Annotated in this window: 20 protein-coding genes, 8 tRNA genes and 1 pseudogene; 11 read left to right on the forward strand and 18 right to left on the reverse strand. The window is 42.9% G+C overall.

Translation table 11 applies throughout. The annotated features are described in order from the left end of the window. The first annotated feature begins 59 nt into the window (after positions 1–59). Positions 60–1,391: a signal recognition particle protein gene (gene ffh, locus AABK40_RS02165; protein ID WP_332919643.1), complete on the forward strand. Its 1,332-nt coding sequence runs from the start codon at positions 60–62 to the stop codon at positions 1,389–1,391. Between the two features lie 8 nt (positions 1,392–1,399). Here ffh and AABK40_RS02170 read toward each other — a convergent pair whose 3' ends face one another. Both AABK40_RS02170 and AABK40_RS02175 read right to left on the reverse strand, forming a co-directional pair. Next, positions 1,400–2,242: a patatin-like phospholipase family protein gene (locus tag AABK40_RS02170; protein ID WP_332919642.1), complete on the reverse strand. Its 843-nt coding sequence runs from the start codon at positions 2,240–2,242 to the stop codon at positions 1,400–1,402. A 134-nt stretch (positions 2,243–2,376) separates the two neighbouring features. Further along, positions 2,377–3,357, reverse strand: a pseudogene (locus tag AABK40_RS02175) (pyruvate dehydrogenase complex E1 component subunit beta); the annotation flags it as partial. A 552-nt stretch (positions 3,358–3,909) separates the two neighbouring features. Between AABK40_RS02175 and ltrA the strand changes: the two are divergent. Continuing rightward, the gene (gene ltrA, locus AABK40_RS02180; protein ID WP_338397021.1) at positions 3,910–5,307 is read left to right on the forward strand and encodes a group II intron reverse transcriptase/maturase; all 1,398 of its coding nucleotides are present in this window, start codon (positions 3,910–3,912) and stop codon (positions 5,305–5,307) included. 113 nt (positions 5,308–5,420) lie between these two features. Here the strand turns inward: ltrA and AABK40_RS02185 are convergent, their stop codons facing one another. Next, positions 5,421–7,202: a tetratricopeptide repeat protein gene (locus tag AABK40_RS02185; protein ID WP_332919641.1), complete on the reverse strand. Its 1,782-nt coding sequence runs from the start codon at positions 7,200–7,202 to the stop codon at positions 5,421–5,423. 147 nt (positions 7,203–7,349) lie between these two features. On the opposite strand from AABK40_RS02185, the gene AABK40_RS02190 reads away from it, so the two are divergent. Beyond that, positions 7,350–7,568, forward strand: coding sequence for a PspC domain-containing protein (locus AABK40_RS02190; RefSeq protein ID WP_338397524.1), 219 nt, complete (start codon positions 7,350–7,352; stop codon positions 7,566–7,568). A gap of 7 nt (positions 7,569–7,575) precedes the next feature. Here AABK40_RS02190 and AABK40_RS02195 read toward each other — a convergent pair whose 3' ends face one another. From AABK40_RS02195 to hisS, 4 genes are all read right to left on the reverse strand, one after another. Continuing rightward, the gene (locus AABK40_RS02195; protein ID WP_332919639.1) at positions 7,576–8,592 is read right to left on the reverse strand and encodes a glycosyltransferase family 2 protein; all 1,017 of its coding nucleotides are present in this window, start codon (positions 8,590–8,592) and stop codon (positions 7,576–7,578) included. 61 nt (positions 8,593–8,653) lie between these two features. Beyond that, positions 8,654–8,992, reverse strand: coding sequence for a YbaB/EbfC family nucleoid-associated protein (locus tag AABK40_RS02200; protein WP_332919638.1), 339 nt, complete (start codon positions 8,990–8,992; stop codon positions 8,654–8,656). 146 nt (positions 8,993–9,138) lie between these two features. Then, positions 9,139–11,055, reverse strand: coding sequence for a T9SS type B sorting domain-containing protein (locus AABK40_RS02205; RefSeq protein ID WP_338397525.1), 1,917 nt, complete (start codon positions 11,053–11,055; stop codon positions 9,139–9,141). Between the two features lie 207 nt (positions 11,056–11,262). Then, a complete protein-coding gene (hisS, locus tag AABK40_RS02210; RefSeq protein WP_332919636.1) occupies positions 11,263–12,630 on the reverse strand; it encodes a histidine--tRNA ligase in 1,368 nt (455 codons plus the stop codon). 217 nt (positions 12,631–12,847) lie between these two features. Here hisS and AABK40_RS02215 point away from each other — a divergent pair, with 217 nt between their 5' ends. Further along, the gene (locus AABK40_RS02215) at positions 12,848–12,991 is read left to right on the forward strand and encodes a hypothetical protein (RefSeq protein WP_332919635.1); all 144 of its coding nucleotides are present in this window, start codon (positions 12,848–12,850) and stop codon (positions 12,989–12,991) included. A 60-nt stretch (positions 12,992–13,051) separates the two neighbouring features. On the opposite strand, the gene AABK40_RS02220 is transcribed toward AABK40_RS02215, so the two are convergent. Beyond that, entirely contained in the window at positions 13,052–13,564 is a 513-nt protein-coding gene (locus AABK40_RS02220) for a metallophosphoesterase family protein (RefSeq protein WP_338397526.1), read from the reverse strand. A 380-nt stretch (positions 13,565–13,944) separates the two neighbouring features. Between AABK40_RS02220 and AABK40_RS02225 the strand changes: the two genes are divergently transcribed. From AABK40_RS02225 to hemB, 4 genes are all read left to right on the forward strand, one after another. After that, positions 13,945–14,073: a hypothetical protein gene (locus AABK40_RS02225; protein WP_332919633.1), complete on the forward strand. Its 129-nt coding sequence runs from the start codon at positions 13,945–13,947 to the stop codon at positions 14,071–14,073. A 15-nt stretch (positions 14,074–14,088) separates the two neighbouring features. Further along, on the forward strand, positions 14,089–15,471 hold the full coding sequence (locus AABK40_RS02230; protein ID WP_332919632.1) for a cytochrome ubiquinol oxidase subunit I: 1,383 nt from the start codon (positions 14,089–14,091) through the stop codon (positions 15,469–15,471). Positions 15,472–15,513: 42 nt separating this feature from the next. Beyond that, complete coding sequence (cydB, locus tag AABK40_RS02235) at positions 15,514–16,578, forward strand: cytochrome d ubiquinol oxidase subunit II (protein ID WP_332919631.1); 1,065 nt, start codon at positions 15,514–15,516, stop codon at positions 16,576–16,578. 136 nt (positions 16,579–16,714) lie between these two features. After that, positions 16,715–17,698: a porphobilinogen synthase gene (gene hemB, locus AABK40_RS02240; protein WP_338397527.1), complete on the forward strand. Its 984-nt coding sequence runs from the start codon at positions 16,715–16,717 to the stop codon at positions 17,696–17,698. A 956-nt stretch (positions 17,699–18,654) separates the two neighbouring features. On the opposite strand, the gene AABK40_RS02245 is transcribed toward hemB, so the two are convergent. Together AABK40_RS02245 and AABK40_RS02250 are read right to left on the reverse strand one after the other, a co-directional pair. Then, complete coding sequence (locus AABK40_RS02245) at positions 18,655–19,020, reverse strand: hypothetical protein (RefSeq protein WP_338397528.1); 366 nt, start codon at positions 19,018–19,020, stop codon at positions 18,655–18,657. Next, the gene (locus AABK40_RS02250) at positions 19,017–19,580 is read right to left on the reverse strand and encodes an RNA polymerase sigma factor (RefSeq protein ID WP_338397529.1); all 564 of its coding nucleotides are present in this window, start codon (positions 19,578–19,580) and stop codon (positions 19,017–19,019) included. Before AABK40_RS02250 ends, AABK40_RS02245 begins: the two co-directional genes overlap by 4 nt. Before the next feature lie 143 nt (positions 19,581–19,723). Here AABK40_RS02250 and AABK40_RS02255 point away from each other — a divergent pair, with 143 nt between their 5' ends. After that, positions 19,724–20,143 carry a DUF6249 domain-containing protein gene (locus AABK40_RS02255; RefSeq protein ID WP_332919627.1) on the forward strand — a complete coding sequence of 140 codons (420 nt, stop codon included), beginning with the start codon at positions 19,724–19,726 and terminating at the stop codon, positions 20,141–20,143. Between the two features lie 175 nt (positions 20,144–20,318). Here the strand turns inward: AABK40_RS02255 and AABK40_RS02260 are convergent. The 8 genes from AABK40_RS02260 to AABK40_RS02295 form a co-directional block, all read right to left on the reverse strand. Continuing rightward, positions 20,319–20,391: transfer RNA gene (locus tag AABK40_RS02260), tRNA-Gln, on the reverse strand. 63 nt (positions 20,392–20,454) lie between these two features. Continuing rightward, positions 20,455–20,527, reverse strand: a tRNA-Gln gene (locus AABK40_RS02265). Positions 20,528–20,589: 62 nt separating this feature from the next. After that, positions 20,590–20,662: transfer RNA gene (locus AABK40_RS02270), tRNA-Gln, on the reverse strand. A 62-nt stretch (positions 20,663–20,724) separates the two neighbouring features. Further along, a tRNA-Gln gene (locus AABK40_RS02275) sits at positions 20,725–20,797 on the reverse strand. 64 nt (positions 20,798–20,861) lie between these two features. Continuing rightward, positions 20,862–20,934 (reverse strand) — tRNA-Gln (locus AABK40_RS02280). Positions 20,935–20,996: 62 nt separating this feature from the next. Beyond that, positions 20,997–21,069: transfer RNA gene (locus tag AABK40_RS02285), tRNA-Gln, on the reverse strand. 63 nt (positions 21,070–21,132) lie between these two features. Then, positions 21,133–21,205: transfer RNA gene (locus AABK40_RS02290), tRNA-Gln, on the reverse strand. An 84-nt stretch (positions 21,206–21,289) separates the two neighbouring features. Continuing rightward, positions 21,290–21,362: transfer RNA gene (locus tag AABK40_RS02295), tRNA-Gln, on the reverse strand. Between the two features lie 204 nt (positions 21,363–21,566). Here AABK40_RS02295 and AABK40_RS02300 point away from each other — a divergent pair. Both AABK40_RS02300 and AABK40_RS02305 read left to right on the forward strand, forming a co-directional pair. Continuing rightward, the gene (locus AABK40_RS02300) at positions 21,567–22,799 is read left to right on the forward strand and encodes a tetratricopeptide repeat protein (protein WP_338397530.1); all 1,233 of its coding nucleotides are present in this window, start codon (positions 21,567–21,569) and stop codon (positions 22,797–22,799) included. Between the two features lie 54 nt (positions 22,800–22,853). Beyond that, a complete protein-coding gene (locus AABK40_RS02305) occupies positions 22,854–23,084 on the forward strand; it encodes a hypothetical protein (protein ID WP_332920872.1) in 231 nt (76 codons plus the stop codon). Positions 23,085–23,197 lie beyond the last annotated feature (113 nt).

A 23,197-nucleotide genomic window follows, 5' to 3' on the forward strand; every position in this document is an offset into this window, starting at 1 on the left:
TATCGTTCAATAAAAAAGCGATAATATTTTTCTATTTTTGCGGAAACTGAAGGAATGCCATGTTCGATAATTTAAGTACGAAATTAGATAAGGCCTTTAAGAACCTTAAAGGTCAGGGTAGCATCACAGAAATCAACGTTGCCACGACAGTGAAGGAAATCCGTCGTGCATTGATTGATGCCGATGTTAACTTCAAAGTTGCCAAAGAGGTAACGGATGAAATTAAAAATAAGTCATTGGGTCAGGATATCCTGATCTCTGTTTCACCTGGTCAAATGTTGGTGAAGATCACTCAGGATGAGTTGACTTCATTGATGGGGGGAACGCAAGAAAATATCGTGATCGAGGGAAACCCTGCGGTAATTTTGATTGCGGGTCTTCAAGGTTCAGGTAAAACAACTTTTACAGGTAAATTAGCCGCTCGCCTTAAGAAAGAAGGCAAGAGTGTGATGATGGCTGCCTGTGATATCTACCGCCCTGCGGCAATCGACCAGCTGAAAGTATTGGGAGAGCAGGTAGGTGTAGAAGTTTATGCAGAGCCTGAAAATAAAAATGCGGTAGAGATCGCTAAAAACGCTATTGCGGCCGCAAAGCAGCAAAATAAAAAGGTGGTGATCGTCGATACGGCGGGTCGTTTGGCTGTTGATGAGCAAATGATGGCCGAGATTGCCGATGTTAAAGAAGCTATTCAGCCTTCGGAAACATTGTTTGTTGTAGATTCGATGACGGGTCAGGATGCTGTAAATACAGCCAAGACTTTCAACGACCGCCTTGATTTCAATGGGGTAGTGCTGACCAAATTGGATGGTGATACCCGTGGTGGTGCCGCAATCTCTATTCGTAAAGTGGTAGAGAAGCCGATCAAATTTATCTCCTACGGAGAGAAAATGGAAGCTTTGGATGTTTTCTATCCTGAGCGTATGGCGCAGCGTGTGTTGGGTATGGGTGATGTGGTTTCATTGGTAGAGCGTGCGCAAGAGGCCTTTGATGAGGACGAGGCTAAGCGTATCAACCAGAAGATCCGTAAAAACCAGTTTAACTTCGATGACTTCTTGTCGCAGTTGAATCAAATCAAGAAGATGGGTAATCTGAAAGATTTGGTAGGGATGTTGCCAGGTGTTGGTAAAATGATGAAAGACATTGACATTGACGACAATGCTTTCAAACCTATCGAAGCAATCATTTTGTCGATGACATTGGAAGAGCGCGAAAACCCAGAATTGTTGGACGGTAGCCGTCGTCGTCGTATTGCGAATGGTTCAGGAACCACTGTTCAGGATGTCAACAAATTATTGAAGCAATTCAATGAGATGCGCAAGATGATGAAAACGATGAACAAGCTTTCGGGTAGCCGTCGCGGATTCGGAATGAATAATCTATTGAAGAAATAATTCCTGTTTTAGAGCATTTGTTCTCTGGAATTCAAAGCCTTACTCTCAGGAGTGAGGCTTTTTTTTCGCTGATGTAATTCTTGCATTCTATCAAGGTCGAGGTTTCTGGTGAGTTGGAAAAGAACATCCTCAGTGCCTTTGTAGCCGATTTCATAAAGTTCATCAGCCCTGTTGAAATCAAAAGTGCCGTATTTTCGCGCATCGACAGGATCAATGATTAAATCGCAGGCTTGCATCCTCGGGTTGACCGTCTGGTACACCGCAAGCTGATAAACACGCTCGGCAATGGCTTTAAGGCCACTGATTTTAGGCAGAACCATATTGTGATTGACGTGTACGCCGATTGTGCGGGCAGAATGCGCCAATAGTGGCTCTACGGGCAGGTTGTTGGTCAGGCCTCCGTCAACATACTGCTGATCGTTGATCATGATCGGGGGGAAGAGCACGGGGATTGTCGCCGAAGCCTTGATCCACAGGTGTAGTGGCCCATGGTCGATAATTTGTGAGCTGCCTGTGGTGAGGTTGCTCACACAAACATGCAATGGCAGTTTGAGGCCTTCGAAAGAATTGTGAGGAATCACCTCCTGAAGGCGTTGTTCGAGATAGTCGAGTGGAAGCAGCCCTGTTTTCAATAATCGCCACCTGAACATATTTACAAATTTACGTTCTGTAACGATGTCCATGATCTCAGAAGGGCGTAACCCTTGCGCGTAAAATGCACCAATAATCGCCCCCATGCTGGTACCGGAAATCCTGTTGACGGTAATGCCATAATCCTCCAATGCCTGAAGGACACCAATATGTACAATTCCTCTTGCGCCACCACCACTGAGAGCAATTCCTATTTCCATATTCTGATAATGAAACATTTTTGAGCTGTTTGGTTGAAAATGGGGTATTTCAAAAGTGCTTCAGCGATGTTCAGGAATATAGGAGCAAAAAAAAAGCGCAACCCGAAGCTGCGCTTTTTTTTAATAATCTATTCTTAGCGATAAAGCACTTCTTTAATGCGTTTAACGGTTTTTTCAACATTTGGTACAGTTGCTTGCAATAAAGTTTTTGCATAAGCTACAGGAACATCCTCAGAGACAACACGCGTTACTGGTGCGTCAAGGTAATCGAATGCGTTTTTAGATACATAGAAGGCGATCTCGGCAGAGATAGACGCCAAAGGCCATGCTTCTTCTAAAACCACCAAGCGGTTTGTTTTCTTAACAGAAGTGATGATGGTTGCCCAGTCGATAGGACGAACAGTGCGCAAGTCAATCAATTCTACACTGATGCCATCTTTCTCCAATTCAGCAACAGCATCCTGCGCTACTTTTACCATCTTACCGAAAGATAACAAAGTAACGTCAGTACCTTCTTTTACCACATTGGCAGTACCGATAGGAATAAGGTATTCGCTCTCTGGAACTTCTCCTTTATCACCATACATTAACTCAGACTCCATGAAAATAACAGGGTCATTGTCACGGATTGAGGATTTCAACAAACCTTTAGCATCCTTTGGATTAGAAGGGATAACTACCTTAAGGCCTGGTGTGTTAGCATACCAATTTTCAAAGTTCTGTGAGTGCTGAGCAGCCAACTGGCCAGCGTTACCTGTAGCACCACGGAATACGATCGGTACATCCACTTGGCCACCAGACATCGATTTTAGTTTTGCTGCAGAGTTGATGATTTGGTCAATAGCAACAAGGGAAAAGTTAAAGGTCATGAACTCGATGATTGGTCGTGTGCCGTTCATCGCTGCTCCTACGCCTAACCCTGTGAAACCCGCTTCGGTAATAGGAGTGTCAATAACACGCTTAGGTCCAAACTCATCAAGCATGCCTTGACTTACTTTATAAGCACCGTTGTATTCAGCAACTTCCTCACCCATAAGGAAAATTGACTCGTCGCGGCGCATTTCTTCACTCATCGCTTCACGAAGAGCTTCTCGAAACTGGATTTGTCTCATGGTTAAATATTTTTTTGAATTAGGTTATTTCGATTTGATTGTTTTGGTCCGTCTAAGGACTGCTGCGTAAAAATAAGCGAATTGTAAGGAAAAAAAAACCTTGGATAAAATAAAAAACCCTCAGCTGAAAAGCTGAGGGTTGGTCTATGTGCGCCGTGCATGGCGATTAACTAATCGGTGCAAGTCCGTAGTGGGGGTTAGTAGTGCCAACCACATAGCAGAAGGCAAGGGTGTATACCGTGAGGTATAATCTGAAGGAAGCCGTATGCAAATCTCTGGCCTGAGGGACACGAACATCATGAGGCAGTATTGTTTGGATAAGCTTGCATAACAAAGTAAAGTCCAAAACTACTCGGAAGGCAATGCTGTAAATGGTGCAGGTAGATGGGGAGAAAGTTAATCGTCTTACCGCGGGAGATCTCGCAGGGGTGTCTACTAATAGTAAAGGACACGTTCGAAAAAGGTTTACTGCGAGAAGTCAGCCGAAGTCATAGTAGCCGAGACCGACGGCGAAGGACTGAACTTTAATTAGAAATCATTACAGAAAGTTACCGAATGAAAGGTAGAAAGCAGAAAGTACAAAGAAATAGTAGCTTGTTCGGAAAAGCACCTGCGGAACAGGGGAAAGCCGAACGAGTGCCGACTTTTGTTTGGATAACTGAAGCGGATGATTTCACAGTTACACAGAGAAAGGAAGGATTGTTAGACAAAATCCTGTGCCCTTATAACTTGAACCGAGCTTATCAGCGAGTAGTAAAGAACAAAGGGAGCCATGGAATTGATGGAATGAAGGTCGGCGCTTTGGCGTCATATCTGCAAATTCATGGAAGGGAAATAGTACAATCCATACGTCAAGGGAACTACCGCCCGAACCCTGTCCGACGTGTAGAAATACCGAAGGACAATGGGAAGACACGCCCTTTGGGGATACCAACGGTAGTGGATCGTTGGGTACAACAGGCGATCAGCCAAGTTTTAGTTCCGATTTACGAGAAGGAATTTTCACCTCATAGCTATGGGTTTCGTCCTGGTCGCAGTCAGCATCAGGCGTTACTTCAAAGCCAAGAGATTTTATCAGAAGGCTATCGCTATGCGGTGGACTTAGATATGGAGAAGTTCTTTGACACGGTAAATCATAGTTATCTTATCACTTTACTGTCAGAACAAATCAAGGAAGGATCGGTGATTTCACTCATTCACAAATATTTGAATGCAGGTGTTGTGATCGGTCATAAATTTGAGGCAAGCACCGACGGCGTACCGCAGGGAGGACCATTGAGCCCATTATTGAGCAATGTAATGCTTAATGTGTTGGATCAAGAACTGACCAAGCGGGGACACCGATTCGTGCGCTATGCTGATGATATGATTATCTTTAGTAAAGGTAGAAAAGGAGCGGAACGACTCAAAAGAACAGTTACCCGATTTATTGAAGGTAGGCTGTATTTGAGGGTAAACAAGGAGAAAACGCAAGTAGTACCAAGACGGCAAATCAAATTTTTGGGATACTCCTTCTACATGTGGAAGGGAAAAGCACGTTTTCGAGTTCAAGCCAAAAGTATCAATCGGCTAAAGGATAAAATGCGTGCTATCACCAATAAAAGTAATGGTCTGGGCTATCAAAGGCGGAAAACCCTGCTATCTCAAACGATAAAAGGGTGGATCAATTACTACAAATTTGCCGAGATGAAAACCATCATGCAACGACTCGACGAGTGGTTACGCCGACGAATTCGGGCATTTACTTGGAAGAATTGGAAGCGGGTAAGAACACGGTTCAAGGAACTAAAGCGACTGGGTGCCGATACATCGAAAGCCTGGGAACACGCCAACACAAGAAAAGGACATTGGCGGATCGCAAAGAGCCCTGTATTACACAAAACCCTGACTGATGAAGTGCTTCGAGAACAAGGCTACGTCTCTCTAAAGACATACTATCTCTCTGTACACTGAATTAAAGAACCGCCCTGTACGGATCCGTACGCAGGGTGGTGTGGGAGGTGCACTGGTGAAAGAGGAAATTTTCTTTCACCAGCCATCTACCCTATTTCAAAAAGGGGTTAACCTTATTTCAAAGCGTTACGGAAAGCCTCAGAAGAAGCGAACTTAACGAACTCCAAGTCATTCAATGCTTTCTTAGCCAACTCAGGGTTAGCAGCTACAGCCTTTTTCAAAGCATCGATAGAAGCATCTTGCTTACCAGAGCGAGCGTTAGCAACTGCCTCACCATAGAATGCTTCAGACATGTTACTGTCTTTTTCAGTAGCTTCTTGGAAAGATACTACAGCAGCATCAAATTGTTTGTTAAGCAATTGTGCCAAACCTTTGTTGAAAAGGTTCTGAGCAGTTTCTTCAGCATTAGCCAAAGAAGCGATTGCTTCAGCATATTTAGCACGCTTGATCTCCAAAGATGCTTTCACACCTGCCAATGCTTTCGCGTTGTCAGATTCCAAACCAGCAGCATAAGCTTTTTCAATCAAGTTGTAAGCTTTTACATCGTCGCCAGACAAGTAAGCTGCAACAGCCATGTTTGCCGTTGCTTCAGCAGTTTCTTGCTTACGGTTAGAAAGCTCGAATTGCGTCATCGCTTTTTCTACCAATTCTGAACGAGAAGAACCGTCAGCTTCGATTGCTTCAGCCAAGAATGCAGCACCCAAGTTGTTGTGTGCGATATGGTCGTCAGCTTTTTTCGTTGCCGCAGCGTAAATCGCTTCTTTTTCGCTGTTTGAAGGCGTCAAAGTAGCAGCATACATCAACTCTTGAAGGCTCAAAGTGTCAGCAGATACTGAGTTGTCAGTGATTTGCTTCGCTAAAGTAGAGATTTCAGCATCTGATTTCTTTTCTTTTACAGTTAAGATTTCAGTTTTAGCAGTACGCAATTTAGGGTAAACATCACGGAATACTTTAGAGTAACCGTTCACTTTAGCCAATTGCTTTGCTTTTTCCTGGAAGTCACCAGAACCATTAACGATGTCTGTCATCTCTGATTTTACAGAGGCGTCAACACCATCATATGCTTCCAATTCTTTTTTGAATCCAGCCCAATCGTCAGAGATTGGCTTCAATACAAATTTAATTGAATCAGCAGCGCCTTTATAATCGTAACGCTTCATCAATTTACGGTATTCTTTCTCGATGATCGAAGCACGATTCTCCGCCAAGCGAGAGTTATTCGACTCCAAACCTTCAGGAGAGTGTGTACCAGTAATGATTACTGTACGGGTAACGTTTTTGTCTGCAACGAATGCTTTCAAGAACTTACCACGCTCAGAGTTACGCTCAGACCAACGCAAAGTTGATGATCCTTGTGTAAAGAAGAAGTCTACGTTTGTAGGAACCAACTCTTCTTGGTTGTTGTAACCATGGAACAAATACGCTGGTGCGTATACCGCATCTACCAAGCGAGAAGTAGTAATTACTCCTTTAGCTACAGGCAAAACTGGACCAACTTTTTCTTTGTTCTTTTTAGGATCAACGGCCTTACCAGTAATTACCAATTCACCATTGGACATTTCCTCGTTGTAGGCAAAAGACCAGTTTTTGTTCAAGCGTGGTGCCTGACCTTCTTTGTCTGCCCAGTTGTCTCCTTTAAGAGTTGCAGCATCTAATGTTTTAGCCTTCTCACCGTATTTGTAAGCAGGCTCCATTTGATACTCTAAACCAGGTTTTAACATTTTTACTGGCAAAACAGCAGACATCTCGAATGATACAGAATCCGCGTGAACCTCCAATGGGTTTGGCGTTACTGTCAATTCTTGGTCTTTAGCCATTTTGGCCATCTTGTTCAGGGAACAACCTGACATCATCATGGCGCCGAGTATGGCGGCAGGAAAAACAAGCTTTCTCATTTCTATCTTCGTTTAATTATAAAGGTTGCATTTATGCGAAATTATCGGGATAAGCTTACTATTGCAATAATAGTAAAAAAAAATCACGTTGATTGTAACTTTTATCTCTCCTGATCGCTTCTAATATTTAAAATACATCAATTATTTATGAAAAAAGTTCAATTTGCATTTCAGCGTTACGCTTTTGGTGTGTGTGAATCGGTTGCGCAAAGGTTGGGAATTTCAACTTTTAGTGTTAGGCTGACCTTCATTTACCTGAGTTGTTTGACCGTTGGATCACCAATCGCTCTTTACTTATTCTTAGCTTTTTGGAAAAATATCCGCAAAAACCTACGAAGGAGTAATAACCCTATAATTTATGCTTGAATTTTCATTATTCCCATAAATCGTTAAATTTTTTTTTGCCTTTAAGGTAATGTAGCAGGACAATGGACTTCGGAAGAATCAATTCCTTATGATCGAACCCTTTATCAAAAATTTTTCTGCGCTTTTTCTCCCATTTGGGTAGTTTTGTCCAAAAATCCAGCTGCGCTCGACAAACTGCCCAAGCATCTGCTTTTGAATCGAAAACAAGAAACTTTGCAGAGGCTATAATATCCAAGAAACATCTTACGAACAATTTTGTAGGAAGATGCCTTTTTGGGGTATTTTTAAATAAAGTTATTAAGGAATTCCTGAAATTAAGATAGGTTTTACGTGGATTGGATTTTGGTAATGTGCCTCCTCCAACATGATAAACGTTTGATTTACCATTGTAGAACACTTGCCAGCCCGCATTGTTCATTCTCCAACATAAATCGATTTCCTCCATGTGGGCAAAGTAGTCCTCATCGAAGCCTCCCATCTGCCAATAGGCTTCCGCCCTGACAAACATACAGCAACCTGTGGCCCAAAACACCTGACGTATATCGTCGTACTGGTTTTGGTCTTCTTCGAGGACATCAAAAATGCGGCCTCTACAAAAAGGAAATCCAAAATGGTCGATGTATCCGCCTGCAGCTCCCGCGTATTCAAAGGTCATGCGGTTGTGGTAGGCCTTGATCTTCGGTTGGCATGCGCCGATTTTAGGGTTAGCCTCCATCAGTTCGATGATAGGGGCGAGCCATCCTTGCGTAACTTCGGCATCGGAGTTGAGCAGGACATAGTATTTGGCCGTTACATATTTGAGTGCATCATTATATCCTTTAGCAAATCCCCCGTTATCCTGATTGATAATCAGCCTGACTTCAGGGAAGTCGGTTTTCATTACAGCCACAGAATCATCAGAAGATTGGTTGTCGGCGACAATGACTTCTGCGTTTTCGGCATATTGAAGAACAACAGGGAGGAATTTTTTTAGAAAGGTTCTACCGTTATAATTAAGAATAACGATCGCTACGGATGCAGACATGTAAAGGTAATCATCTTAAAAAATGAAGAACGGCAAATTTGCCGCTCTACATAGGAATATTTTATTGTCCGAAAAGGTTGCCCAGGTCCATTCCTGGGATGTTAGGCATCATGCCTTCTGTGCTTTTCTTGATTTCTTCTTTGGAACGTTCGTCGGCTTTGTCCATGGCGTTATTTACCGCAGCGACAATCAAATCTGAAAGAATGGTTTTACTTTCGGCATTTACCAGCGAATCGTCAATATCCAAGCTTACCAATTGCTTTTTGCAGTTGGCCACCACTTTGACCATTCCTGCGGCAGCTTCGCCTTCAACAGTGATATTTTCTAATCGGCCTTGAGCTTCGCGAACGCGGTCTTGAACCTCCTTCACTTTGCCCATCATTTTCATCATGTCGAACATAGTATCTATATTTTATTGATCTTCAAATATTGTATTCAATAGCAAGTGCGGTTCATATAGCGGTTAAATCACTAAATATTAGTGCAATTGCTTTTCAAACTGTAAAGCTAACAAATTTCATGCTTAAAAGATTGATAAATGCAGAATTATCGTATCAGGATAATTATCCCATTGAAAGTGAGTTGGTTGTTTCGGGCGGTGGTAATTTCGGCGTGGTAGGTGTAATGGCCAGCGGGTACTTTAGTCCCATTGAAGGTGCCGTCCCATCCTTTTTTTGCTCCTGAGCTGAGTTCCTGAGCGTTGGCTTTGGTTTGGTGGATAATTTCTCCCCACCGATTGTAGATCAGCAGTTCAAAAGCATTTACCGCCGTACTGCCTACATAAGTGAAGATATCATTGATCCCATCTCCGTTCGGTGAAAAAGCATTGGGGAACTCAAGCACCTCCCTGGTTTCGAGATTGATGATGTTTGAGAGCGCCTCCTCATTGGTGTTCTGGCCGACCGCCCTTATCCTGAGCTTTGAAATAGCGGGGTCCATATTTTTGGTGTTGATCCTGAAGGCAGGAAAAGGGCCTGCGTCTTCTTCCTCAACGATGGCATTGTTTTCATTCAGCAGAAGGACCTCGTACTTACTGACTTTGAAGCCTGCATAATTACTCCACTGCAATTGGGTCTCGGTCGCCGATTTACCTTCTGAGGACAAGAATATGGTGCAGGAGCGAATGCTGTTCGACAGGTTGTTACATTCATCCGTCAGGGAGGAGCGAAAGCAGTAGGCCTGTTGCTGCGGGTTTAACTGATCGTAAGTGAAGTAATGTTCTTCTGCTGAGATTGTGCTGGAGCCATTCGTGATGGTGTAAATTGCCCGCTGCGTGGGTTCGTCACCATCTATTTCAATCAGGTTGTCTTCGGTAACGTTGGCATTTACAAATGCGATATTGGCGGCCTTGTCGGTGTTTCCTGAAATTTTTTCCGTCGTGACCGAATGACTGGAAAGGTCGCCGGCTTCCGAATAGCTGGCTGAATACTCATAATTTGTGCCACAGGTAATGTCCCTGTCGTCGATCGAATTCTTGACTCCCTTCACCCAGGGGGTGCTGTTTTTTTGCAGATCGACACTTTTATTCAATGCATTGATCTCAATTTTATTAAAGCCTTTTTCTGAAGTCGCATCTATAATAATACTGTGGAGCGATCGGGATTGGCCAATGGATTTTTCCTCGCAAAGGTCATAAGGGCTTGCGGTGAAGGAGTAAATATCTTCCTGTGTGTTGAGGTCCGTGAAGGTGATATTGTTCAATGGGACGATCTGTATCTCCCCGTTCCAGTTTGAAATGTAAGGGTGACTGCCCAGTGCCGCTGGAAAGCTCAGGCGGATGGCGCCATCTTGCGTCTCCTGCCTGGTAACGGTCAGGCTCATGCCATTTACTGCAGGGATCTGGTAATTGTTGTCAACCTCAATAACTTGTTTGTTGGGCGGGATAATTCCAGGGCAGCTGATGGCTTGAAATTCATAAGTGCCCGTGGTTTGCGCCGTAACGATCAAACTTTCTTTATTGAGGTCGAAATCGGCACTTCCATTGTCTGAATTGTCTTCATTCTGGTATTTGAAGTTTACCTGATGGTAAAGCGCTCGTTCCTGCTCCTCCATATACACCACAACTTTGTCTGGTTGGCTTGGGCATTGATATAAGGCATACTCGGGTGCGCTTTTGGTTACCGCAATCCACAGTCGGTCATCAATCTTGTCGGTGCCTTCCTGTCCTTGCAGGATTCTCAACAAAAAGAATGAGGAGTCAGCGTCATATTCGGGAATGGGTTCACCAACCTGGAAGGTCTGATTCCCGAAAAGGTTTTGGAAGTTTTCGATAATTTCCTTGTCGGTACCTGTGCCGGCATTGGGGGCGGTGCCGTAAAGCACAATCAGGTCTGGGTCAAGGTTTCCGCCAGTGCCGTCCGTGATTTGTAGTTGCTCCGTCTGGCAAAGTTTATCCTTAGCCACTTGAAAATGCCCGTTCTCTGACGACGTCTGTGCCTGAGCGGAAAAACACCGTATCAGCATAAAAAAAAGGGCAATATATATGAATGGGTGTTTCAAGTTGTGGCTGATCGGTGATGAGGAAAAGTTAGTCAGGATTAAATATTGCGAAAAAAAGGGGAAATGTAAAAAAAGCCGTTAATATCTCGCTGAATTGCGCTGATAAAGGTCGAAAATACAAAAAGCACCGCTTCAGAAACGGTGCTTTAAATATTGAATCAGGGAATTTGATTATTTCATTTGCTCAATAACCTGATCGATCGTCAGCTTAAGCTGTTCTCCTGTTTCCATGTTTTTCAGGCTGTAAATGCCGCTGCTGATTTCCTCAGAACCCACCATCAGTACAAATGGAATGGCCTTTTTATTGGCATAGTTCATCTGCTTTTTCAGCTTGGCGCTGTTAGGGTAAATTTCAGACTTGATGCCAGCATTACGCAGCTGTGCCAAAAGCCCAAGCCCGTGAGTTTCCGAGGCTTCGTCAAAATTAACGATCATCAGCTGGGTGGTGACTAAATTGTCTTTAGGGAAAAGGTCAAGCTCTTCCAGTACATCGTAAATACGATCCACGCCAAAGGAGAAACCAACTCCAGGAACATCAGGCAAGCCGAACACACCTGTAAGGTTGTCGTAACGGCCTCCGCCACTTACCGAACCTATAGATACATTATTTACCTTGACCTCGAAAATGGCGCCTGTATAATAAGAGAGGCCACGTGCCAGGGTAATGTCGAAATCTACATGGTGGTCTTGCGCACCAAACTTGTCAAGGTAAGTGAAGATTTCTTCCAATTCTTCCACACCCTTTGAGCCGTCTGCCGATAAAGCCAAAATTTCTTTGGACTGCGCCAGTAACGATTGATTGTCCCCTGCCAGTTTAAGAATAGGCTTGGCTTGCTCGATGGCATCTTCAGAGAAACCTTTGCCCGCCAATTCTTCCAGCACTTTATCGAAGCCAATTTTATCCAGCTTGTCAATGGCTACACAGAAATCCGTTTCTTTGCCTGGGGCACCGATCGTTTCTACAATACCACTTAAAATCTTTCGGTTGTTCATCTTGATGGAGTAATCCGTGATGTTCAACCCTTTGAATACCTTATTGATCATCTGAATGATTTCAGCCTCACAAATCAGGGAGTCAGTGCCTACCACGTCGGCATCGCACTGGTAAAATTCTCTATAACGGCCTTTCTGTGGGCGATCCGCACGCCATACTGGCTGAATCTGGTAACGCTTGAAAGGGAAGGTAATCTCATTTCTGTTCATCACCACAAAACGCGCAAAAGGAACCGTTAGGTCATAACGCAAGCCTTTCTCTGCAATTTTAGGGAGTAGATGCTTGGCGCCCGCCTGAAAATCCTCTGCGGTGGTTTTGCTGAGGTAATTGCCCGAGTTGAGCATTTTGAAAATCAGTTGATCACCCTCATCGCCGTATTTGCCTGTCAGCACCGATAAATTTTCCATTGTCGGTGTCTCAAGTGGCATATAGCCAAATTGTTCGAACACGGATCTGATGACGGAAAAGATGTAGTTTCTTCGGACCATTTTCTCTGGGCCGAAATCTCTGGTCCCTTTCGGGATGGATGGTTTCTGTACTGCCATTGAAGGTAACTGCTAATCTGATATGTATTTTTGAAGGGGCAAAAATACGAAAAGGGAAGGGAAATTTTAGTGATTTAAGGCATTTTTACACCTTAGTGTTGATTGATTTTCAAACTTTTGTGAAATTTTTTAGGGGTGGAGTTAGTTTTTTTCTGACAATACACTAAATTTGCAGTCCGTTTGTGAGAAACAATATAAAATCGAAATAAATAAAGATATGGCTGTTACAAGATTAGTCCGTAAAGGAAAAAGAAACAAAGCTGTTGCTAAAAATGCATTGAAAGCTATCTCAAGAGCAACTGCTCAACCAGTGATCAAAAAAGTAGAAATCGAAGAGTTGAAAAAACAATTCGAAGCATAAGATCAATCTGATCTAAAGAAAAAGGAAAAGCAAAGAGAGGATCTTTGCTTTTTTTTTGTGCTAATCAATTTTAGCCCTCGGGCCCAGTTCAATGACTTCAAGGTTTTCGGCTCTGCCGTTGTTGAGGTCGAAGCGGAGTAAAGTTCTTACTTTATGGAAACCATGTTTTCCTGCCGCCCCAGGATTCATGCATAGCATTTTATCGTGCTGCTGGTCCACCATAACTTTCAAAATATGCGAATGCCCACAAATGAAGAGGTCAGGCGCTCCTTTCTCCTGCAGTATTTTCTTGATCCGTGCGGGGAACCTTCCAGGGTATCCGCCGATGTGCGTCATCCATACCTTCACCCCTTCCACTTCAAAGAATAAGTCTTCCTCTAAATCCTGACGGAGCAAGCCGCCGTCAATATTTCCATAGACTGCCCTTGTCTTCTTGAAAGATTCAAGTGTTTTTAATACTTCCATCGTTCCGATGTCTCCGGCATGCCAAATCTCGTTACAATTTTTGAAGTGATGTTGAACTCGTGTATCTAAGTGTCCATGAGTGTCTGATAAAAGTCCTATTTTAATCATTTGGATAAATTAATTGGCTGTATCGAAAAAGTACAATTTAAGTATTTCGTATTTATTTTGCCTTTTTTCGGTTTCAAATTATAAATATTGTTACAATACCCACTTATTGAAGCGATGTTAGAATCTAATTAAAGCTATTATTGATAATTATTATCTAATTCACGAATTTGACTATCTAAGTGATTGATACATGTATTAGTTTTATTGATCTAAAATATCATGCGGTATTATAGTAGGTATTCTCAATATATTCTGATTTTTGCGTAATAAATATTTCCTATAATATGTTTAAAGCACCCAAGAAAAATACAGCCCAGCTGATTTACCTATTTGTGATGATCATTTTCGTTGCATTTTATGTGTTTCTTAAAATACCAGGTATGCCAGACCATCTGGGGCTGCTGACCTGGAAAAAAGTCCTGCGGCTGATCTTCGGTGTCGCTTTTTGCGTGGGGGCATTCCTGATCTATTATCGGGATGAGATTTTTAGAAAACAAGACAAACAATAAACAAATAAATAAATTATGGACGTTGCTCTGCTGTCACGGATACAGTTTGCCTTCACGGCATCTTTCCATTACATCTTCCCTCCTTTCAGTATAGGGATGGGGTTGTTATTGGTGATTTTTGAAACACTTTACATTACCACCAACAAGAAAGTATGGGAAACCATTACAAGATTCTGGATTAAGGTTTTTGCCGCTAACTTTTCCGTTGGGGTGGCCACAGGAATTGTGCTTGAATTTGAGTTTGGAACAAACTGGTCGACTTATGCCCGCTTTGTAGGGGATGTTTTTGGCTCGCCATTGGCCGCCGAAGGTATTTTTGCCTTCTTCCTGGAGTCGGGCTTTTTGGCCATCCTGCTTTTTGGCTGGAATCGGGTAGGAAAGAAAACGCATTTATTCTCTACCATCATGGTGGCTTTCGGCTCTATGATGTCGGCATTCTGGATTGTGGTCGCCAACTCCTGGCAGCAAACTCCAGTGGCTTATAAGCTGGAGACCGTCAATGGCATAAGTCGTGCGGTGATTACAGATTTCTGGGGAATGGTTTTCAATCCATCAGCAATGGTGCGTTTTGAGCACGTGGTTTTTGGCGCCTTCCTGCAAGGGGCATTCTTGGTATTGTCTGTTTCTGCCTACTTCATTATCAAGAAACAACATTTGGATTTTGCTAAAAAGTCCTTTAAAGTGGCGTTGATCGTCGCTACGGTGGTTTCGGTAGGGCAGTTGGCCATTGGGCACAAACATGCCGAAGTGGTTGCTGAAACGCAGCCTGCAAAATTGGCTGCTTTTGAAGGGTTGTACCAAACAACTAAAGAGGCGCCATTGTACATTATGGGTTGGACAGACACAGAAACCCAGAAGACCACAGGTATTGCCATTCCAGGCATGTTGAGCTTCCTGACGCATGGCGACACGCAGGCGGAAGTGAAGGGCTTGAATGAATTCCCTAAATCTGAATGGCCAAAGGCTGGCGCGGTATTCCAGACTTACCACATTATGGTGGGGATCGGGATGTTGCTGATCGGCTTGACGCTCCTGTCGTGCTTCTTGCTTTACCGAGGGAAATTGTTCAGTAATAAATGGCTGATGAAAGGCTATGTGGCTGCTGTTATTTTGCCTATTATCGCCAATCAGTTTGGGTGGTTCTCTGCAGAAATGGGCCGTCAGCCGTGGGTAGTTTATGGTTTGCTGAAAACCAAAGACGCCGTTTCTAAAAGTGTTACAAGCCCCGAGGTGATTACCTCTCTGATCATGTTCTTTATCGTGTATGCCTTGTTGTTCTTTGTATGGCTATATGTTTTGGATCGTGAGATTAAGCACGGGCCTGGCCATGACGACAACGGTGTTGAGGCAGGCTACTCGCATAAGGGTAAAAAAATAGAAGGACTAAAAGGGCTATAATCTGCCTGTTCAAAATTTATAAATAACAAAATTGACTGAATTATGGACTTTCATGTAGTATGGTACCTTTTGGTTGGAGTGCTGTTGATCGGTTATGCGATCCTGGACGGCTTCGATCTGGGCGTAGGTGCTTTGCATCTTTTCACAAAATCAGACTATGATCGCCGCATCATGCTGAACTCTATCGGCCCTGTATGGGATGGTAACGAGGTGTGGCTGATTACCGCAGGTGGCGCGTTGTTCGCCGCTTTTCCAGAAGTATATGCCACGGCATTTTCGAGTTTTTACCTGGCACTGATGCTGGTACTTTGTGCGCTAATTTTCCGAGCGGTTTCTATTGAATTCAGAAGTAAGGAGGAAAATAAAACCTGGCGAAAAACCTGGGATATTGGTTTTTCTGTAGGCTCTATTGTTGCTGCTATTGTTTTTGGTGTAGCGATTGGAAATGTGATTATGGGGATTAATTTAGGGGCCGATAAAGAATACGCCGGCACCTTCCTTGACCTGTTCACACCTTTTACTTTAATGACGGGGGTGTTCAACCTGGTGATGTTTACCATGCACGGCGCCATTTACCTTTTGATTAAAACGGAAGGCGAGTTGCAGCAACAGATCAAAGGTTATGCGATGAAGGCATTTTACGCTTTCGCTACTATCTTTTTGATCATTACCGCCATGACCCTGTACCTGAAGCCAGAAATGCTGGCCAACTTCTCCTTTGGAACCGTTGCCGCACAGCACCCATTAATTGCAAACTATGAAACCGCCGTTTCTGTATTTGCCTGGATGGTGATTGTGTTGAATATTCTGTCGATCATGAATATCCCAAGAACGATCACAAAAGGAAAGTATATGCAGGCCTTCATCTCTTCGGCTTGTACGATTGCCGCTTTGGTAATGCTTTTTGCCTTGGGGATTTTCCCTAACTTGCTGGTAGCGCACGATGCCGCCAATAGTATCAATATTTACAATGGTTCTTCATCAGAGTACACTTTGGAAACAATGTTTAAAGTGGCAATCATCGGGATGCCGCTGGTATTGGTGTATACCTCATTGATCTATTGGACTTATAAAGGAAAAACAAGATTAGACGAACACAGCTATTAATTCAGCTGACAATAATATATTAAAGCCGTGGCATTTGCTTCGGCTTTTTTGTGTTCATACTCCTTATTAATCCAGCGTTAAAAGGGCAGTTGGGCCAATTATTTTTTAAATTGCAAACAGACTATGATTATTCACTATGGATTTATTACGCAGACCAAGAAGAAATAGAAAGTCGGAGACTGTACGCCAAATGGTGCAGGAAACGCAAATCAGTACTTCAAACCTTATTTTTCCGATCTTTTTGATTGAAGGAAACAACAAGAAGGAAGAAGTGCCTTCAATGCCAGGTATCTATCGTTATTCGCAAGATCTTTTGTATAAGGAGATTGAAGAATGTATGGAGTTGGGGGTGAAATCTTTCGATGTTTTCCCGTCTTTGTCTGAAGATAAAAAAGATAAAATGGCCACTGAAGGGGCTAACCCCGAAGGGATTTATATCAAGACGTTGGCGGGGATCAAGGAACGTTTTCCGGAATCCTGCTTGATGACCGACGTGGCGATGGATCCCTACAGCTCGGATGGCCACGACGGGATTGTGGAGAATGGCGAAATCCTGAATGATGAAACGCTTGAGGTATTGGGTAAGATGGCCGTTGTGCAAGCACAGGCTGGTGCTGATATCATTGGGCCTTCGGATATGATGGACGGTCGTGTGGAGTTTATCCGCCAGTCGTTGGACGACGCAGGATTCACTAAAACAAGCATCATGTCGTATACCGCCAAATACGCCTCGGCTTATTATGGACCTTTCCGTGACGCCCTGGATTCTGCCCCTAAATTTGGGGACAAGAAAACCTACCAGATGGATCCTGCCAACCGCAAGGAAGCTTTGTTGGAAGCAGAATTGGACTTTGCCGAAGGTGCAGACTTCCTGATGGTCAAGCCCGCTTTGGCTTATTTGGATATTATCCGTGATCTGAAAAATAATTTTGAAATTCCGATTTCGGCCTACAATGTGAGCGGTGAATATGCGATGGTGAAAGCAGCGGCTGAAAAAGGCTGGTTGGACGGCGAGAAGATTATGCTGGAAACACTGATGTCAATGCGCCGTGCCGGAGCAGACGTTATCTTGACTTACCATGCGAAGGAATTTGCGCAGTGGGTGAAGAAGCATAGATAATTTTGGATGAATGTAGGGTCAGGCCGATGTGCCTGACCTAAATCCCAAATAATCATGGTAATCCTTTGAATCAAGGTAATGATTGTTCAGGTCAGGGACACAGGCCAGACCTTACGATTAAGGAAATATTACATGTTATTTCAACGGTCATTTTTTAATCATTCCTCCCTTAGCGTCCTTCACAGCCTGCATAATCACAAATGCTTTAGGATCGGTCAGGTTCGATCTGTTTTATAAGGCAATCAATTTCAGGCTTGTAACCAAGGTGAAAACAATGGTGGTTAGGGCATGGGATTCCCCTCTTTTTGAAAAGCCTTTTTAGCAATTATTTTTCGTGGGTATTACTGACAGCGTATTCGAGAGTAGGCTTCATTGAGTGCTGTTAAAGGTAAAAGGACTGATTGAAAGCTAATATCGGTATTCGCCTAAATTGTTTGATTTAAACCATTCATTATAAGGGGGATATAGGTGTTAAGTGTATTAATTTTCAATTATAATTTTTCAAGTTTTTGCTTTGTTTTTTGTGTTATTTTGATTGATGAAAATATGCAGTACCGCATGAAGAGCGTTAAAAGGAGGTCAGGTTAAATCGTAATTAAATTACCTGCTCAATAGTGCGTGTAGTCCAATGGTTATTCAAAAAATCAATTTTATTTAATCATTATTTAGTGTTTAATTTGTGTTAAACGATTTAAGAGGGGTGATCCTTCTCTCAAATTCAAGAATTTATTATTGATTTTTTTTCACTGTCTTACCCCCAACCAAGATGTACAAAATCAAATTTCAATCCCCAAAAGGGTTCACCGAAACCTTAAAACTTGAAGCAAAATCTGTATCTGATGCTATGCGCGAAGTGTTCCGCCTTCACCGAGTGGAACTGCACAGGATTCTTGAGGTAGTAGAATTTGCCTAAAATCAAAAAGCCCCACCTTGATAGAAAAAGGTGGGGCTTTTGCTTATTTAAAAGCAAACCATTTCTTTAATAACTGATCCCAAAGAAACAAAAGGTAAACCGTTACGGAGCCGATCATCAGTGCATAATAAAAGGGTTGAAGCTCCTGATAACTCGGGATGTATTGGTAGAATCCTGACAGGGAGCTGCTGCTATTATCGGCAGACCAACCCAATGCCACGACGAGGATACAGACAAATGCGCCTAAAATCAGCTTCAGGATTCTGTTGGATATAATCGGTTGATAAGCGATACGTTTTTGTGCTTGCGCTTTGAGCATCAGCTTTTCGGTAAAATCCTTCGACAGCAAAGGCTTTTCGTTTTTTATCTCCCCCAGGCTGTCCTTCCAAAATTTTTCTTCCTCTCTCATACTGCTAAACGATTTTCGGGTTCCTTCAAATAAGTTGCCATTTTCTTTCGGCTGCGGTGTAATCGTACTTTGACCAGATTGGGGCTCAGATCCACAATCTCTGCGATTTCTTTTACCGCAATTTCCTCCAGATAATATAAGGTAACAATGGCGCGATCTTTTTCATTGAGTTGATGTAAGGCATGGCTGATGATTTCCGATTGTTCTTCCAATTCAAAATGATCAGTTTCTTGGGTGTGAGCAAAATCAGGCAGCTTATCTGTGATCCATTCCCAAGCCGACCGACGGTGATTTTTTCGGTACCTGCCCAATGCCATATTATAGGCAATACGAAACAGCCAAGTGGAAAATTTGGCATCGCCACGAAACTGATCGATCGCCTCAAATGCTTTCAGAAAGCTGTCCTGTGTCGCCTCCTCGGCCTCTTCATCATTCAGTAAAATCCGATAACAAACCTGATGCACCATCTCCTTATAATGATCCACAATTAAATGGGCACGGCTCAGGTCTCCTTTTCTGATCCCTTCAATGACGATATGTTCGGTTTCTTTTAGTAGCATTTGCCTATTGGATGCACCCTTTCGGTGATCGGTTACAAAAGGTAAGGACTTTATTTTTATTAAAAAAAAATCGAACGATTGTAACCGATCGATATTGGGTGGCATCTAATGAGTGAAAGAAACAGAAACTAAACTTTATAAAGATGAATCATATTGTAGAAATGGTGGTGCCGTTGGGTGCCTTTATCATGATTTTCAGTGTTATTTATGTGGTGGTCACCGCCCGTAACCGTGAGCGTTTGGCCATGATTGAAAAGGGCATGCGACCGGGGAATGATCTTGGATCCGAAAATGTAGTCGGCACTTCTATGAAGTCGAGCGGTACCAAAAGTTTACGCTTTGGTCTTTTGGCGATGGGTGCGGGTATTGGTTTGTTGTTGGGCATTCTGTTTCAGAATTGGTTGGAAGTAGCGATGAATATCCGAAATGGTGCGGCAGGCGTTTTTATCATGCTTTTTATCTTCGTAGGATTGAGTCAGGTGCTGTATTATTTTATTGAGCGCAAACTGATCGAGAAAGAGGAGGAGAAGCAGAAAGACCGTGCGGTAGAGGTGTTGGATTAAGGAAAAAAGGGTTTATATATTCTACGGGTAAAATACCACAACTATTGCGAGAGGCTGTCTCGTGATAGTTGATTACGGGTTATCACGAGAGGGACTCTTGCGATAGTTTAAGTCATGGTCAAAACACCCTCCAACAACAAAAAAGCCACTTCGAATAAACGAAGTGGCTTTTTTGTTGCCCGACTAGGGCTCGAACCTAGACTCTTCTGTACCAAAAACAGACGTGTTGCCAGTTACACCATCAGGCAATGAGAAATGAAATTGTAGCTTATTCAGCTAATAAAATCAACTCAAAGTATTTTAAAATTGAGTTGCCCGACTAGGGCTCGAACCTAGACTCTTCTGTACCAAAAACAGACGTGTTGCCAGTTACACCATCAGGCAATGAGAAATGAAATTGTAGCTTATTCAGCTAATAAATCAACTCAAAGTATTTTAAAATTGAGTTGCCCGACTAGGGCTCGAACCTAGACTCTTCTGTACCAAAAACAGACGTGTTGCCAGTTACACCATCAGGCAATGAGAAATGAAGTTTTAGCTTATTCAGCTAATAAATCAACTCAAAGTATTTTAAAATTGAGTTGCCCGACTAGGGCTCGAACCTAGACTCTTCTGTACCAAAAACAGACGTGTTGCCAGTTACACCATCAGGCAATGAGAAATGAAGTTTTAGCTTATTCAGCTAATAAATCAACTCAAAGTATTTTTAAAAATTGAGTTGCCCGACTAGGGCTCGAACCTAGACTCTTCTGTACCAAAAACAGACGTGTTGCCAGTTACACCATCAGGCAATGAGAAATGAAGTTTTAGCTTATTCAGCTAATAAATCAACTCAAAGTATTTTAAAATTGAGTTGCCCGACTAGGGCTCGAACCTAGACTCTTCTGTACCAAAAACAGACGTGTTGCCAGTTACACCATCAGGCAATGAGAAATGAAGTTTTAGCTTATTCAGCTAATAAAATCAACTCAAAGTATTTTAAAATTGAGTTGCCCGACTAGGGCTCGAACCTAGACTCTTCTGTACCAAAAACAGACGTGTTGCCAGTTACACCATCAGGCATTTTGCTCTTAAAGTCAATGTTTGACTGTAAGGATTGCAAAGGTAATGTTTTTTTCAAAATCCCAAAACATTTTTTTGAGAAAGTTGCCCGACTAGGGCTCGAACCTAGACTCTTCTGTACCAAAAACAGACGTGTTGCCAGTTACACCATCAGGCAGTAGCTAAAGCCCTTATTAGGCCTTTTTGCGGGTGCAAATATAATAGCCTTATTTTTAAAATACCAAACCGATTACCAAAAAATATGCCTTCAGTTTAAAATAAGCCCGATTTGACTGTCTTACAACGAGATGCATATTAATACCAAATCGATATTAAATTTGCATAATTCCATTAACTTTGAGCATATTCCGTAATGTAAGCTATGAGTGTTTTAACCAAGTCAATATCTATAAAACCATTTGTTTTAAAACTATGCCTGAGCATTTTTTGCCTTTTTTGTGCACTGCATGCACAGGCACAATACGATACTTTGGTCGTAAAAGGAAACGGCTTGCTGTTGCTCAATGAAACCAAAGTACAGATAGAATCGGCCAAAATGCTCGACGATATTTATGATTTCAAATTTGAAGATGTAGATCGTGAGTATATCCACCTTAAAGAAAAATATGGCTGGCATCCACTGCCTTATTTTCTGAGGGGACTGGCAGAGTGGTGGAAAATTACGGTGAATTTTGAAGATAAATCGCAGGATCCCGTTTTTCAGGCCTATATGGATACCTCCATTGTATATGCCAGAAAGCTGTACGAATATGAGCGGACTTCCCTCGAGGGGGCTTTTTTCCTCTCTGCGGCCTATGCTTTTGAGGCGCGCCTGCTCTCTGAGCGCAAGGAGTGGACCAAGGCGGCAAATATTGCCAAGCAGGCGCTCAACTATCTTGAGATTTGTAAGGGAAAAGGGGGGATGAGCCCAGAGCTGCTTTTCGGAGATGGGTTGTATAATTACTATGCTGAGTGGATTCCCGAAAATTATGCCATGCTCAAACCGATCATGTGGTTTTTCCCGAAAGGGGATAAGGACCTGGGGATTCGGCAACTTACGGAGGTGACCCAAACGGCCTTTTTTACCCGTACAGAAGGGCAGATATTCCTGATGAGGATGCTTGCTGGTGATGGCAAAGATTTGCAGCGGGCCACGCAAATCAGCGAATACCTTCATAAAACATATCAGGATAACCCTTACTTTGAGCGGTATCTTGCACGAATGCTGTATTCTACGGCTCGCTACGATCAAATGGAAGAAGTGTGCTTTTCAATCCTCAATAAGATTGAACAGAAGAAATACGGTTACAGTGCTGACGACGGGCGCTATGCGGCTTTTTTCCTCGGTCAGCTTTATCACGCCCGGATGATGTATGTTGAATCTGAGAAATATTATCAGATGACGGTCAACTTTGTGAAACAGAATGAAGCCTACGATATGGGCTATTTTCATTATGCTTTATTGGGGCTGATGGATATTTCTGGAAAACAAGGCGATTATTCCAAAGCAAAAGAGTACTACAAACAGTTGAAGAAATATGCCAAACGCGGAGACGCTGTTTCGAAGGCCGCCCGCATGAGAATCAAGCGGTATAAAAAGATGGCCAAGAAGTAGCCTGTGGCGCTTTGGCTGGTTTTAGATTTTCAGATTTGTCAAATAAATAAGAATATGACTGCCGAGGCTTTTTTGAACTATACGATCTGTCAACAATGCGATGTTTTGTGGGAGAAATCAGAGTTGTTGTTTATGCAATTGCGTGACCAGTGTGTGTGCCAGTTGTTTCTTCTTTATGATTTCTTTGTGGAGGTTTCCTTTCAGCAAGGGGGCTATTTGATCTCTTCCATCGCGGCTTATGATGCGAGCACCGTGGCCGAAGAGTATTGGGATCAGATAGGTTAAAAGATGACGTCGTCTATGGGGCAATGGGCTATTGTATGACTGACATTTCGTGAATGAACCTCAACTCATTTCAAAATAATGTACCCAATAGATAGTCCACGCAACATTATTCT

Source organism: Persicobacter psychrovividus (assembly GCF_036492425.1).
Taxonomy (GTDB): domain Bacteria; phylum Bacteroidota; class Bacteroidia; order Cytophagales; family Cyclobacteriaceae; genus Persicobacter; species Persicobacter psychrovividus.

Bases quoted from the DNA above. Each gene is read 5' to 3' on its own strand.
- AABK40_RS02245 (WP_338397528.1), bottom strand. From the start codon at position 19,020: ATGAGAGAGGAAGAAAAATTTTGGAAGGACAGCCTGGGGGAGATAAAA.
- AABK40_RS02300 (WP_338397530.1), top strand. From the start codon at position 21,567: ATGAGTGTTTTAACCAAGTCAATATCTATAAAACCATTTGTTTTAAAA.
- AABK40_RS02205 (WP_338397525.1), bottom strand. From the start codon at position 11,055: ATGCTGATACGGTGTTTTTCCGCTCAGGCACAGACGTCGTCAGAGAAC.
- AABK40_RS02220 (WP_338397526.1), bottom strand. From the start codon at position 13,564: ATGATTAAAATAGGACTTTTATCAGACACTCATGGACACTTAGATACA.
- AABK40_RS02230 (WP_332919632.1), top strand. From the start codon at position 14,089: ATGGACGTTGCTCTGCTGTCACGGATACAGTTTGCCTTCACGGCATCT.
- AABK40_RS02170 (WP_332919642.1), bottom strand. From the start codon at position 2,242: ATGGAAATAGGAATTGCTCTCAGTGGTGGTGGCGCAAGAGGAATTGTA.
- ffh (WP_332919643.1), top strand. From the start codon at position 60: ATGTTCGATAATTTAAGTACGAAATTAGATAAGGCCTTTAAGAACCTT.
- AABK40_RS02250 (WP_338397529.1), bottom strand. From the start codon at position 19,580: ATGCTACTAAAAGAAACCGAACATATCGTCATTGAAGGGATCAGAAAA.
- AABK40_RS02185 (WP_332919641.1), bottom strand. From the start codon at position 7,202: ATGAGAAAGCTTGTTTTTCCTGCCGCCATACTCGGCGCCATGATGATG.
- AABK40_RS02190 (WP_338397524.1), top strand. From the start codon at position 7,350: ATGAAAAAAGTTCAATTTGCATTTCAGCGTTACGCTTTTGGTGTGTGT.
- hisS (WP_332919636.1), bottom strand. From the start codon at position 12,630: ATGGCAGTACAGAAACCATCCATCCCGAAAGGGACCAGAGATTTCGGC.
- AABK40_RS02195 (WP_332919639.1), bottom strand. From the start codon at position 8,592: ATGTCTGCATCCGTAGCGATCGTTATTCTTAATTATAACGGTAGAACC.
- hemB (WP_338397527.1), top strand. From the start codon at position 16,715: ATGGATTTATTACGCAGACCAAGAAGAAATAGAAAGTCGGAGACTGTA.
- AABK40_RS02225 (WP_332919633.1), top strand. From the start codon at position 13,945: ATGCCAGACCATCTGGGGCTGCTGACCTGGAAAAAAGTCCTGCGGCTG.
- ltrA (WP_338397021.1), top strand. From the start codon at position 3,910: ATGAAAGGTAGAAAGCAGAAAGTACAAAGAAATAGTAGCTTGTTCGGA.
- AABK40_RS02305 (WP_332920872.1), top strand. From the start codon at position 22,854: ATGACTGCCGAGGCTTTTTTGAACTATACGATCTGTCAACAATGCGAT.
- AABK40_RS02200 (WP_332919638.1), bottom strand. From the start codon at position 8,992: ATGTTCGACATGATGAAAATGATGGGCAAAGTGAAGGAGGTTCAAGAC.
- AABK40_RS02215 (WP_332919635.1), top strand. From the start codon at position 12,848: ATGGCTGTTACAAGATTAGTCCGTAAAGGAAAAAGAAACAAAGCTGTT.
- cydB (WP_332919631.1), top strand. From the start codon at position 15,514: ATGGACTTTCATGTAGTATGGTACCTTTTGGTTGGAGTGCTGTTGATC.
- AABK40_RS02255 (WP_332919627.1), top strand. From the start codon at position 19,724: ATGAATCATATTGTAGAAATGGTGGTGCCGTTGGGTGCCTTTATCATG.